This window comes from Actinomycetospora atypica (genome assembly GCF_042653685.1).
Taxonomy (GTDB): domain Bacteria; phylum Actinomycetota; class Actinomycetes; order Mycobacteriales; family Pseudonocardiaceae; genus Actinomycetospora; species Actinomycetospora atypica.
Map to the genome: position 1 here is coordinate 38,976 of NZ_JBHSIV010000021.1, position 12,813 is coordinate 51,788.

Sequence of the window (12,813 nt, forward strand, 5' to 3'; positions counted from 1 at the left end):
ACATGCGGCGGCGTCGTGCCCACCTGCCCCCGTCGATCACGGAGCGAGAACCATGTCAGTAGGACGGATCGCGATCGTCGGGATCGGACTGCGGTACCCCGACGCGGCGAGCACCGAGGAGTACTGGGAGAACGTGCTCGCGGGCCGGCGCGCCTTCCGACGGCTGCCCGACGAGCGGATGAACTCGGAGGACTACTACTCCGACGACCCGTCCGCCCCGGACCGCTTCTACGCCTCGAAGGCCGCGGTCCTGCGCGACTACGAGTTCGACCGGGTCGGCCACAAGGTCGCCGGGTCGACGTTCCGCACCACCGACATGACCCACTGGCTCGCGCTGGACGTCGCCGGCCGTGCCCTGGCCGATGCCGGGTTCGCCGCCGGCGAGGGGCTGCCGCACCAGCGCACCGGCGTCGTCCTCGGCAACACCCTGACCGGCGAGTTCACCCGCGCCAATGTGATGCGCCTGCGCTGGCCCTACGTCCGGCGCACGGTCGCCGCAGCGCTCAGCGACAAGGGCTGGGAGACCGAGGAGACCGCCGAGTTCCTCGCCGACCTCGAGCGCCAGTACAAGTCGCCGTTCCCCGAGATCGACGAGGACACGCTCGCCGGCGGTCTCGCGAACACCATCGCCGGCCGCATCTGCAACGTGTTCGACCTCGGCGGCGGCGGCTTCACCGTCGACGGCGCCTGCTCGTCCTCGCTGCTCTCCGTCTCGTCGGCCGCCACCCAGCTGAGCGAGGGCGACCTCGACGTGGCCCTTGCCGGCGGTGTCGACCTCTCGATCGACCCGTTCGAGGTGATCGGGTTCGCGAAGACCGGCGCGCTGGCGACCGGGGAGATGAAGGTCTACGACAAGGACTCGAACGGCTTCTGGCCGGGCGAGGGCTGCGGGGTCCTCGTGCTCATGCGCGAGACCGACGCCGTCGCGGCCGGAAAGCGGATCTACGCCTCGATCGCCGGGTGGGGCGTGTCGTCGGACGGCAAGGGCGGCATCACCCGCCCGGAGGCCCACGGGCACGTCGCGGCCATCGAACGCGCCTACGCCCGCACGGGGTGGACGCCGGCGGACGTCGCGTACTTCGAGGGACACGGCACGGGCACCGAGCTGGGCGACGCCACCGAGATCGAGGCCCTCTCCACCGCCCGTCGCGATGCCGCCGCAACGAGCACGGCCGCGCTCGGCACCGTCAAGGGCAACATCGGTCACACCAAGGCCGCGGCGGGGGTCGCCGGACTGATCAAGGCGGCCCTCGCCGTTCACCACCAGGTGATCCCGCCGGCGACGGGACACCGCGAGCCCCACGCCCTGCTCACCGCCCCCGACGCGATGATGCAGGTGCCGGCCGTCGCGACCCCCTGGCCCGCGGGCGCCCCCCGCCGGGCCGGTGTCTCCGCGATGGGCTTCGGCGGAGTCAACAGCCACATCGCGCTGTGCGAGGCCCCCGGGGACCCGAACCGCCTCGACGGTCTCGACGACCGCACCCGGGCGGCCGTCGCCGGTCGCCAGGACGCCGAGCTGCTGCTGCTCGACGCCGCCGACGCCGCAGAACTCGCGGCACGGGTCGAGCAGCTGACCCCGGTCGTCGCGAAGCTCTCGTTCGCCGAACTCGCCGACCTCGCCGGCGCTCTCGCGGCCGAGCTCGGAGAGGGCCGGGCACGGCTCTCGATCGTCGCCCGCTCCCCGGAGGAGGCGGTCCGCAAGCTCGGTCGCGCCGCGGAGCTGCTGGCCGAGGGCGCCGTCGGGGGCGTCGTGGACGCCGACGGGATCTCTCTCGGAGCGGCGGACACCGCACCGCGGATCGCCTTCCTGTTCCCCGGGCAGGGCTCGGGCTCGGGCTCGGGCGCGGCAGCCCTGCCCCGCCGGTTCCCGGTCGTCGACGAGCTGCTGGCGGGTCTGCCGAGCGGCGGCGACCCGAGGGCGACCGAGGTCGCCCAGCCCCGCATCGTGGCCGGGTCGCTCGCCGCCCTCCGGGTGCTGGGGACGTTCGGGATCACCGCCGAGGCGGCCGCGGGCCACAGCCTGGGGGAGATCTCCGCCCTGCACTGGGCCGGGTCGCTCGGTGAGGCCGAGGTCGTCCGGCTCGCGACCGCCCGGGGACGGATCATGGCGGATGCGAGCGAGGGCGGCGGCTCCATGCTCGGCCTCGAGGCGGGTCCGGAGACCGCGACGGCCCTGTGCGCGGGGACCGACGCCGTGATCGCGGGCCTCAACGCCCCGGACCAGACCGTGGTGTCGGGCCCGCAGGCCGCGCTCGACACGGTCGCGGCCGCGGCGGCCCGCCGTGGGGTGACCGCCACCCCGATCGCCGTGTCGCACGCGTTCCACTCGCCGCTGGTCGCCCCGGCGGCCGAGGCAATGGCCGCGGAGCTCGCCGCCACCTCGTTCGCGGCCCCGCAGCGACGCGTGGTCTCCACCGTGACGGGAACCGGTCTCGCCGCGGACGTGGAGCCGGCCGAGCTCCTGACCGAGCAGATCGTCGCGCCGGTGCGCTTCACCGACGCCGTGACCGAGCTCGCGGCCGATGCCGACCTCCTGATCGAGGTGGGGCCCGGGCGCGTGCTCTCCGGGCTGGCGGCGCAGACCGTGCCGGCGACCCCGGTGCTGCCCGTCGATTCGGACAACCCGTCGCTGGTGGGTCTGCTGCGGGTCCTCGGGGCCGCGTTCGCCCTGGGCGCTCCCCTCGACGTGGCGGCCCTGTTCGAGGGCCGGGTGATCCGGCCGCTGCCGCTGGACGGCTCGATGACCTTCCTGGCCAACCCGTGCGAATCCGCGCCCGCGCTGGGCGAGGGCATGGACGTCGGGCCGGCCGTCGAGGACGTCGTGACCGGCGGGACGGCCGGGACCGGGGAGGACACCCTCGAGGTCCTGACCCGCCTGGCCGCCGAACGCGTCGAACTCCCCCCGGAGGCCGTGACCGCCGACACCCACCCCCTCGACGACCTGCACCTGTCGTCGATCACCGTGGGGCAGCTCGTCAACGAGGCCTGCCGGGCCTGCGGACGGCCGCCGCTCGAGGGCATGCCGAACCTCGGGACCGCCCGCCTCGGCGAGGTGGCCGAGATGATCGACGAGCTGGCCGCGACCGAGCACGACGCCGTCGTCGCCGGCGAGCCGTCGGGCATCGGCGACTGGGTGCGCGCCTTCGCCGTCACCGACGTCGAGACCGCCCGTCCGGTCCACGTGCAGTGGGGCGGGTCCACGGAGCCGGCCGCCTGGACCACCCATGCGCCCGAGGACCACCTGCTGGCCGGGCCGCTCACCGAGGCGCTGGTGGGAGCGGGGGTCGGCGACGGCGTGCTGCTGTGCCTGCCGGCCGACGGCGGTCCCCGGCTCCCCGAGCTGGCACTGGCGGCGGCCCGCGAGGTGATCGCCCGCAGCGGCACCGACACCGCTCCGGTGGAGCTGCACGGTGTCCCGGCGGCCCCGCCCCGGTTCGTGGTCGTGCAGAAGGGCCTCGGGGTCGGGGGGCTCGCCCGGACGCTGCGGCTGGAGCACCCGTCCATCCCGGTGACGGTGCTCGACCTCGCCGACGTCGAGCCCCGCACGACCGACGGGATCGAGAGGACCGTGGCCGCCGTCGTCGCGGAGGTCGCGGCGACGTCCGGATACGTCGAGGTCCGGCACGCCGTCGACGGCACCCGGACCGTGCCCCGGCTGCGCCCGGTCCACCCGGAGCCCGGCGGCTCACCGCTGACGGCGGGCGACGTCCTCCTCGTCACCGGGGGCGGCAAGGGCATCACCGCGGAGAGCGCGCTCGCGCTCGCCTCGGACTCCGGTGCCGCGCTCGGACTCCTGGGGCGCAGCGACCCCGCCGAGGACGCCGAGCTGGCGGAGAACCTCGAGCGGATGCGGGCGGCGGGAATCCGGGTGACCTACGCCCGCGCCGACGTCGGGGACGCCACGTCGGTGGTGGCGGCGGTCGGCGCGGTCGAGGCCGAGCACGGCCCGGTCAGCGCCGTGCTGCACGGGGCGGGCCGGAACGAGCCCGCCGCTCTCACCGCGCTCTCCGAGGACGCCTTCCACGCCACCCTGGCCCCCAAGGTCGACGGGCTGCGCACCGTGCTCGCGGCGGTGGACCCCGAGCGGATCAAGCTGCTGATCACCTTCGGCAGCATCATCGGCCGCGCGGGCCTGCGCGGCGAGGCGCACTACGCGACCGCCAACGACCAGATGACGGAGCTGACGCGCCGCTTCACCGAGGACCACCCGTGGGCCCGCGCGATCGCATGCGAGTGGTCGGTGTGGTCGGGGGCCGGCATGGGGGAGAAGCTCGGCGTCGTCGAGGCGCTGCAGCGCGACGGGATCACCCCGATCCCCACCGACGTGGGCATCGACCTGCTGCTGCGGATCGTCGCGGACCCCTCCGTCCCGGGCACCCTGGTGATCTCCGGACGGACCGGGAACCTCGAGACCCTCGTCCTGGAGCGGCCCGAGCTCCCGTTGCGCCGCTTCGTCGACCGGACGGTGGTCCACTACCCGGGGATCGAGCTGATCACCGAGGCCGAGCTCTCGGAGGGCAACGACCCGTACCTCTCCGACCACGCCCTCGACGGAGATCTGCTCCTCCCCGCGGTCCTGGGGATGGAGGCCATGACCCAGGTCGCGGCCGCCCTCCTCGACCGCACCGACGTCCCGACGATGGCAGGGATGGAGTTCCTCCGCCCGGTGGTCGTCGCGCCCGGTGGGACGACGACGGTGCGGATCGCGGCACTCGCCCGGGACGCCCGCACCGTGGACGTCGCGGTGCGCTGCGCCGACACCGACTTCGCCGCCGACCACTTCCTGGCCCGCCTGGAGTTCGGGGCTCCGGCCCCGGTCGACGACGGGGCGCCGGTCCTCGACCTGCCCCCCGTGCCCCTCGACCCCGGGACGGAGCTGTACGGCGAGGTCCTCTTCCAGGGCAAGCGTTTCCAGCGGCTCACCGCCTACCGGCGCGCCGCCGCGCGGCACGCCGTCGCGGAGGTCGGGGTCGGCGCCGACCCGATCTGGTTCGCACCGTTCCTGCCCCAGACGCGCCTGCTCGCCGACCCGGGAGCGCGGGACACGGCGATGCACGCCCTGCAGGCGTGCGTCCCGGACGCGACCCTGCTGCCGGAGTCCGTCGAGCGGCTGCACCTGGCCGATCCGGCCGTCGATGCCTTCGACCACCTCGTGCTCGATGCCCGCGAGCGCTCCCAGGACGGCGACCGCTACGTCTACGACGTCGACGTCCGGGACCCCGACGGCGTGCTCGTCGAGCGGTGGGAGGGCCTGGCCCTGCGCGCGGTCCGGCACCGCGACGGCGCGGGTCCGTGGCCCGCGCCGCTGCTGGGTTCACTGCTGGAGCGGGGCATGGAGCGCACGCTCGGTGGCGAGCGCGCCGTGGCCGTCGAGCCCGACCCCGACGACGCCGACGGGTCGGTCCAGGCGCGCCGGGAGGGCACCGAGACCGCCGTGTCCCGGGCGGTCGGCGAGCCGATCACGGTGCTGCACCGGCCCGACGGCCGCCCGGAGATCCCGGGTGCCGACGAGACGGTCACGGCCGCGCACGGCGCCGGCTTCACGCTGGCCATGGTCGGCGGCGAGCTCGTCACCTGCGACGTCGAGGCCGGCGTCGGGGGACCGGGTGCCGGGTGGGCCGACCTCCTCGGCCCGGAGCTGGTGATCCTGGCCGACCTCGTGGTGCGCGAGAGCGGCGACACCGACGACATCGCCCGGACGCGGGTGTGGACCGCGTTGGAGTGCGTCCGGAAGACCGGCTCCTCCTCGAGTGCGATCAGCCTCGAGCTGTGCACCGACGAGTGGGTCACGTTCACCGCCGGCGAGCACCGCGTGGCGACCTGGGTCACGCACACCACGACACACGACGGACCGGTCGTCCTGGCCGGCCTCGCCCCGAAGACCACCGAGGAGGCCGCCTGATGAGCGACTACTACGAGATCCGGCACGTCGTCGGCTTCGAGGAGACCAACCTCGTCGGGAACGTCTACTACGTCAACTACCTGCGCTGGCAGGGCCGTTGCCGCGAGATGTTCCTCAAGGAGAAGGCCCCCGCCGTCCTCGCCGAGGTCCGGGAGGACCTCAAGCTGTTCACCCTGAAGGTCGACTGCGAGTTCTTCGCCGAGATCACCGCCTTCGACGAACTGTCGGTCCGGATGCGTCTCGAGGAGCTCACCCAGACCCAGGTGCAGTTCGCCTTCGACTACGTGCGTGTGACCGACGGCGACGCGACCCTCGTCGCCCGCGGCCGGCAACGGGTCGCGTGCATGCGCGGTCCCAACACGGCGACCGAGCCGACCCGCGTCCCGGAGGCGCTCCGCGTGGCCCTGGCGCCCTACTCCGAGGTGGCGGTGGGCGTCTGAGGACCCGGTGGTCGGAGACACCGACCCCGTCCGCCCCACCCGTCATCCCCATCGAGAGGACTTCCCCATGACCGACAACCCCGAGCCGCAGCGGGCCGTGGCCGTGCTGCAGGCCCAGACCGAGGCCGTCGACGCGATGGTCGCCGGACTGACCGACGAGCAGTGGGCCCTGGAGACGCCCGCATCCGGATGGTCGATCGCCGACCAGATCGCCCATCTCGCGTTCGTCTTCTCCCTGGCCGGGACGGCGGCGAGCCGACCCGAGGAGTTCCGTGCCCTCGCCGCGCAGGTGTCGGGTTTCGGCGAGTTCGACGCCGCGGTCAACCAGGCGCTCGAGCCCTACCGGGCGCTCGCACCGGCCGAGATCCTCGAGCGGTTCCGGGCCGAGCGCGACGCGAGCCTCGCGGCGCTGGCGTCGATCCCGGCGGACGAGACCGTCCCGTGGTTCGTCAACCCGCTCCCGCCCGTCGTGCTGGCCAGCGCCGGGATGCTGGAGTGCTTCGCCCATGGCCAGGACATCGCCGACACGCTCGGCGTCCGGCGGACCCACGACGACCGGATCGAGTACCTCACGACGTTCGTCGCGCACACCCGGGACTTCGGGTTCATCGCGCACGACGAGTCGCCGCCGGCGGCGCCCTTCCGCTTCGAGCTCGTCCTGCCGAGCGGGCGGACCTGGACCTTCGGCCCCGAGGACGCGACGGACCGGGTCACCGGGGACGCCGTCGACGTCTGCCTGCTCGCGGCCCGCCGTCGGCACCCCGACGACCTCGACGTCGTCGCGACCGGCGGAGGCGCCCGTCGCTGGCTGTCGGTCGCACAGGCCTACCGCGGGCCGGCGGGCGCCGGGCGGGAGGCGCGCGCCACGTCGGGGCCGACGACGACGATCGTGCGCTACGAGGTCACGCCGCAGGCCGCCGAGGAGAACCAGCAGGCCATCGAGAAGGTGATGGCGGAGCTCGCCGAGACCGCCCCCGGCGGGCTGGAGTACACCGCGTACCGGCTCGACGACGGCGTCACGTTCGTCCACGTCGCCACCACGGCGGGCGGGGCCGACCCGCTCGGGGAATGCGCGGCGTTCGACGAGTTCCGGCGAGGGCTCCCCGACCGACTGGTCGGGCCGCCGGCGGCGGACCCGGGGACGACGATCGGTGTGTACCGCTCCCGGACGAAGACGTGAGGACCTCACTACCGGGACGGGCGGCGGGACGGCACCGTGATCTCCCGCACCTCGCACCGACTCCCGGGCCCGTCCGGCGGTCCGGGTGATCCAGCGACCCCCGTTTCCGGGACGAGAGGACCTCTCAGATGGCTGAGAACACGAAGCACAGGACCGGTACGCGCGAGCAGTGGCGCGCCGAGCGGATCGAGCTGCTCGAGCAGGAGAAGGAGCTGACGCGCCGGGCCGACGAGCTCACGGCGAAGCGGACGGCGCTGCCGTGGGTCCCGGTGGAGAAGGACTACGCCTTCGAGACCCCGGACGGTCAGGCGACCCTGCCCGATCTGTTCGCAGGTCGCAGCCAGCTCATCACCTACCACATGATGAACCCGGGCTGCCCGTCGTGCGGGTCGCTCGTCGACTCGCTCGACGGTGTCACGGCACACCTGCAGGGCCACGACGTCGCGGTCGCCGTGGTGTGCCGGTACCCGCTGGAGGACATCGTCGCCTTCGGCAAGCGCCAGGGTTGGACGCTGCCCCTGGTCTCCTCGCAGGGCAGCGACTTCAACGCCGACTTCCAGGTGTTCTACGACGAGGAGGCGCTCGCCGCCGGGGCCGAGCACAACTTCACCGCGCTTCCCCTCGGGCCGGAGTACGCCCCGGTCGACGCTCCCGGCATGAGCGCGTTCGTTCGCGAGGGCGACTCGGTGTTGCACACCTACTCGGCCTACACCCGTGGGCTGGACGTGCTGAACGGCGCGCTGCAGTGGCTCGACCGCGCTCCGCTGGGCCGTAACGAGCCCGACGGACCGGGCTGGATGAAGCTCCGTACCGAGTACGAAACCGTCGACGGCGGCTGAGACCGCCTGACCAAGGAAGGGAGTCCGGACATGTCCACCAGTACCGGTCGACTCACGTTCTGCCAGACCTGCGAGGACGTCGAGGTCACCGAGTTCCTGTCCCTCGGCATGCAACCGGCCTTCCGCTTCCCGGTGGATGCACAGGAGGCCGAGACCGAGAAGCTGTGGCCTCTCGACCTCGGCGTCTGCACGCGGTGCGGTCTCGTCCAGGCCATGGAGCCGGTCAGTGAGCGCATCCTGTTCGCCGACGATTACCACCACCTCGCGGGACTGACCGCGGGCTACCGGGGTCACCTCCGCGAGCTGGCGGACGAGCTGGCGGCGTTGCACACGGGGGAGCCGCGACGCGGGTCCGTCGTCGAGATCGGGAGCAACGACGGCAGCCTGCTCGACGAGCTCGGCGAGCGCGGGTTCGACGTCCTCGGGGTCGACCCCTGCGGTTCGGAGTCACCCGGCGGATCGCCCGTGGTGAAGGACTACTTCAGCTCGCAGGTGGCGAAGGAGGTGCTCGTGACCGAGGGGCCGGCGGACGTCGTCGTGACCCTCAACGCGTTCGCGCACGTCACGGACCTCCACGACGTCCTCGACGGGGTGTGCACGATCCTGGACGACCGCGGGATGTTCGTCTCGGAGTCCCACTACCTGGTGGACCTCCTGCAGGGTCTGCAGTACGACTTCGCCTATCACGAGCACTCGCGGTACTACTCGGTGACCGCCATGCAGGCCGCCTTCGAGCTGCACGGGCTCGAGGTGTTCCGCGTCGACCACATCGACACCCACGGCGGGTCGATCCGCGTCTTCGCGGGCCACGCGGGCGTGCACGAGATCGAGCGCTCCGTGACCGATCTGCGCAGCCTCGAGGACTCCCTGCACCTCACCGACCGGGCCGTCTACGACGCCTTCGCGCGCCGGGTCGAGGACCACCGGGACGAGCTGCGCCGGGTGATCGCACAGATCACCGCGGACGGTTCGCGCATCGCCGCGGCGTCCGCGCCCGGCCGTGGGATCACGGTGCTGAACTACTGCTCGCTCGGCCCGGACGATCTCGAGTACGTGGCCGAGATCAGCCCGCTCAAGATCGGCAGGCTGCTTCCCGGCACGCACGTCCCGGTCGTCGACCAGGAGGAGGTCCTGTGCGGGCCGGATCAGCCGGAGTACGCCCTGCTGCTCTCCTGGCACATCGCGGACGAGGTGATCTCGCGACTCCGCACGGAGGGGTTCCGGGGCAGGTTCGTCGTCCCGCTGCCGGAGGTCCGGATCGTCGACTAGGCGGGTCGTCGGACGCAGGGCGCCCCGCGGGGGCGTGACTCCATCGCCACGGCGACCTTCCACGAGGTGTCCTGTGTCCACACCACACCGTCATCCGTCCGAGGGCAGGGCCGACCGACGTGCCTGGGCGGGGCTCGCCGTCCTGGCCCTCGTGCCGGCACTGCTCTCGCTCGACCTCACCGTGCTGTTCCTCGCGCTGCCGAGCCTCAGCACCGACCTCGCCCCGAGCAGCGTCGAGCTGCTCTGGATCGGTGACGTCTACCCGTTCATGCTGGCGGGCTTCCTCGTCACCACGGGCTCGCTGGGTGATCGGTTCGGCCGAAGACGGCTGCTGCTGGTCGGCGCGGCCGTCTTCGGCCTCGCATCGATCGCGGCCGCGTACTCGGCCGGGCCCGGCATGCTCATCGTCGCGCGCGCCGCCCTCGGCGTCGCCGGGGCGATGATGCTGCCCAACACGCTCGCGCTGGTCTCGACCATGTTCACCGACCCCGACCAGCGCGGGCTCGCGATCGGCGTCTGGATCAGCTGCTTCATGGGTGGAACGGCGGTGGGGCCGGTCGTCGGAGGTCTGCTGCTGAGCCGGTTCTGGTGGGGAGCGGTCTTCCTCGTCGGGGTGCCCCTCATGCTGGTCCTGCTGGTCGTCGGGCCGTTCACGGTCCCCGAGCACCGCAACGTGCGGGCGCCGACGGTCGACCTGCCGAGCATCGCGCTCTCCCTGGTGGCGATCCTGTCCCTGGCGCACGGACTGAAGGACCTCGCCCGCATCGGTCCCACGACGGTGAACGTCCTGATCCTGTCCGCGGGCCTCGTCCTCGGTCTGGTCTTCGTCCGCCGCCAGCTCGGGTCGCCCGCCCCCCTGCTCGACCTGCGCCTGTTCGGGAACCGGACCTTCACCGTCGGCGTCCTGTTCATGGTGTTCGGCTCGGTCGTCATGGCCGGCACCCTGCTGCTGTCGAGCCAGTACCTCCAACTGGTCCTGGGACTGCCGCCGGCACAGGCCGGGCTGTGGTCGGTCCCCTCCGCCGGTGGTCTCGCGCTCGCCTCCCTGCTCGCGCCGGTGATCGCGCGTCGCTTCCGGGCAGGCCACGTGATGGCCGTCGGGGTCGGCGTCGCGATGGTCGGGTTCGTCGTGCTCGCCCAGGTCGCCGACGGAGGCGACCTGGTGCGGCTCGTGGTCGGTCTGATCCTGGTCCAGACGGGCATCGGTGCCTGCGGTCCGCTCGGCACCGATCTCGTCCTGGGCGCCGTGCCGTCCGAGAACGCCGGCGCGGCGACCGCCCTCAGCCAGACCGGCCTGGAGCTCGGCGGCGCGCTCGGGATCGCCGGCCTCGGCACCGTCGCCTCGGTCGTCTACCGGGCCGCGATGGAGAGCTCCCCGTTCCCGGCGGCCCGTGACACGCTGCCCGGTGCGCTCGGCTCGGCGGCAGGGCTGGATCCCCGCCCGGCCGGGGAGCTCGTGGCCCAGGCCCGCGCCGCCTTCACCGCGGGCCTGCACGTCGTGGCGTCGGTCGGCACGGGGATCACGGCCCTCCTCGTCGTCGGAGCGGTCGTGCTGTCGCGCCGCCCGCCGCGGCCGGGGACGGAGTCCGTCGGCGCGGATCGACCGCCGGCCGACACCTCCGCGCGCCACGACCGGGCCGGTGTCCACCCGCGATCCTGAGCGGATCCCGGCCCGACCCGGACCGGCAATCGAGAGGACGGAGCGTCGGGAAACCGGGTGCACCATCGGAGCGGTCCGAGAATCCGTGTCCGCTGGCGGGCATTCCGAGGGAGCAGTCGATGCGCGTAGCTTTCGTGATCTGGCCGGCACCGGCACACCTGTACCCACTGGTCCCGCTGGCGTGGGCGCTCCGGGCGGCGGGGCACGAGGTGTGCGTCGCCTCCCACCCGGCGGTCGCCGCCGAGACCGCGGCGATGGGACTCACCCCGGTGTCGATCTGCGCCGCGGACAGCATGTCGGGGCTCGTGGGACCCGGAGGGGCGTACGAGGCGGAGCGTGCGGACCTCGCCCGTATCACCGAGGGCCTCGGGTTCGCCCCCGACGATCCGGACCGCGAGCACTGGGACGTGCTGACGCAGTACTACGTGCCGTCGATGTGGGACTTCGTCCCGTACCGGGGGGACGCGACCGACCCGATGCCGGCCATGGACGGGCTCGTCTCGTTCGTGCGCACGTGGCGACCCGACCTCGTCCTGTGGGATCCGACGGTCCCCGGAGCCGCGGTCGCGGCGCGCGTCGGTGGGGCCGCGCACGCGAGGTGGTGGACGGCCCCGGACGTCTTCTGCCGGGGTTCGGACCGGATCGACCGGCGCAACGAGGAGAACGAGGCGACCGGCTCCCCGCTCGTCGACAATCCGTTGGCGGAGACCGTCCGTCCCCTCGCTGACCGCTACGGGGTCACGGTCGACCGCGAGCTCCTGCTGGGGCAGTGGACCGTCAACCCCCAGCCGCCGGCCGTCGGACCCGACGTCTCGGCCCCCACGCTGGCGATGCGGTGGATCCCCGTCACCCGCCAGGAGGTGGTGCCGGACTGGCTGTACCCGGTGCCCGAGGTCCCCCGGGTGGCCATCTCGCTGGGGCTGTCCGAGCGGAGCTTCATGGAGGGCGGCTGGGACCACATCCCGGCGCTGTTCGACGCCCTGGCGGGCCTCGAGGTGGAGGTCGTCGCCACGCTGAACGAGCTCCAGCTCTCGGCGGTCGACAAGGTCCCGGACAACGTGCGGGTGGTCGAGTTCATCGCTCTCGACCAGCTCCTGCCCACCTGCGACCTGCTCATCCACCACGGTGGGATGGGCACGGTCATGCCGGCCGTGGCGAACGGTCTCCGGCAGATCGTGGTCGACTTCGCGGACCACAAGATCACGACGACCGAACTCGTCGGAGAGCGGACGGACCGTTCTCGATACAGCCTCGGCCCGGCGCTCGCCCGGTACGCGACCGGATCCGGTGCGGGCCTCGTCATGAACGTCAGTCGCCCCGACGCCTTCGAGATGCGCGACATGATCCGGCGCGTCCTGGAGGAACCGTCGTTCGGGGAGGGGACGGACCGGCTGCGCCGCGACCTGCTGGCCACTCCCAGCCCCGCCGAGATCGTGCCCGTCCTGGAGCGGCTGGCCGCCGAACACCGGGGGCGGTAGCGGCCCCCGGTCGGCAAGCGAGGAGACGGCGGGGAGCGGGGGCCG

At 73.3% G+C, this 12,813-nt stretch carries 7 protein-coding genes; all 7 read left to right on the plus strand.

Annotation, left to right across the window (positions count from 1 at the left end):
- The first annotated feature begins 52 nt into the window (after positions 1-52).
- The 7 genes from ACFPBZ_RS18620 to ACFPBZ_RS18650 all read left to right on the plus strand — a co-directional run bounded on the left by ACFPBZ_RS18620 (position 53) and on the right by ACFPBZ_RS18650 (position 12,768).
- Positions 53-5,902 carry a type I polyketide synthase gene (locus ACFPBZ_RS18620; RefSeq protein WP_378037593.1) on the plus strand — a complete coding sequence of 1,950 codons (5,850 nt, stop codon included), beginning with the start codon at positions 53-55 and terminating at the stop codon, positions 5,900-5,902.
- Complete coding sequence (locus ACFPBZ_RS18625; protein ID WP_378037594.1) at positions 5,902-6,342, plus strand: acyl-CoA thioesterase; 441 nt, start codon at positions 5,902-5,904, stop codon at positions 6,340-6,342. Before ACFPBZ_RS18620 ends, ACFPBZ_RS18625 begins: the two co-directional genes overlap by 1 nt.
- A gap of 67 nt (positions 6,343-6,409) precedes the next feature.
- Entirely contained in the window at positions 6,410-7,522 is a 1,113-nt protein-coding gene (locus tag ACFPBZ_RS18630; protein ID WP_378037595.1) for a TIGR03084 family metal-binding protein, read from the plus strand.
- A 128-nt stretch (positions 7,523-7,650) separates the two neighbouring features.
- Positions 7,651-8,361 carry a DUF899 domain-containing protein gene (locus tag ACFPBZ_RS18635; protein WP_378037596.1) on the plus strand — a complete coding sequence of 237 codons (711 nt, stop codon included), beginning with the start codon at positions 7,651-7,653 and terminating at the stop codon, positions 8,359-8,361.
- 30 nt (positions 8,362-8,391) lie between these two features.
- A complete protein-coding gene (locus ACFPBZ_RS18640) occupies positions 8,392-9,630 on the plus strand; it encodes a class I SAM-dependent methyltransferase (protein WP_378037597.1) in 1,239 nt (412 codons plus the stop codon).
- A 73-nt stretch (positions 9,631-9,703) separates the two neighbouring features.
- A complete protein-coding gene (locus tag ACFPBZ_RS18645) occupies positions 9,704-11,290 on the plus strand; it encodes an MFS transporter (RefSeq protein ID WP_378037598.1) in 1,587 nt (528 codons plus the stop codon).
- A 119-nt stretch (positions 11,291-11,409) separates the two neighbouring features.
- Complete coding sequence (locus ACFPBZ_RS18650) at positions 11,410-12,768, plus strand: nucleotide disphospho-sugar-binding domain-containing protein (RefSeq protein ID WP_378037599.1); 1,359 nt, start codon at positions 11,410-11,412, stop codon at positions 12,766-12,768.
- The last annotated feature ends 45 nt before the right edge of the window (positions 12,769-12,813 follow it).

Bases quoted from the DNA above. Each gene is read 5' to 3' on its own strand.
- ACFPBZ_RS18620 (WP_378037593.1), top strand. From the start codon at position 53: ATGTCAGTAGGACGGATCGCGATCGTCGGGATCGGACTGCGGTACCCC.
- ACFPBZ_RS18625 (WP_378037594.1), top strand. From the start codon at position 5,902: ATGAGCGACTACTACGAGATCCGGCACGTCGTCGGCTTCGAGGAGACC.
- ACFPBZ_RS18630 (WP_378037595.1), top strand. From the start codon at position 6,410: ATGACCGACAACCCCGAGCCGCAGCGGGCCGTGGCCGTGCTGCAGGCC.
- ACFPBZ_RS18635 (WP_378037596.1), top strand. From the start codon at position 7,651: ATGGCTGAGAACACGAAGCACAGGACCGGTACGCGCGAGCAGTGGCGC.
- ACFPBZ_RS18640 (WP_378037597.1), top strand. From the start codon at position 8,392: ATGTCCACCAGTACCGGTCGACTCACGTTCTGCCAGACCTGCGAGGAC.
- ACFPBZ_RS18650 (WP_378037599.1), top strand. From the start codon at position 11,410: ATGCGCGTAGCTTTCGTGATCTGGCCGGCACCGGCACACCTGTACCCA.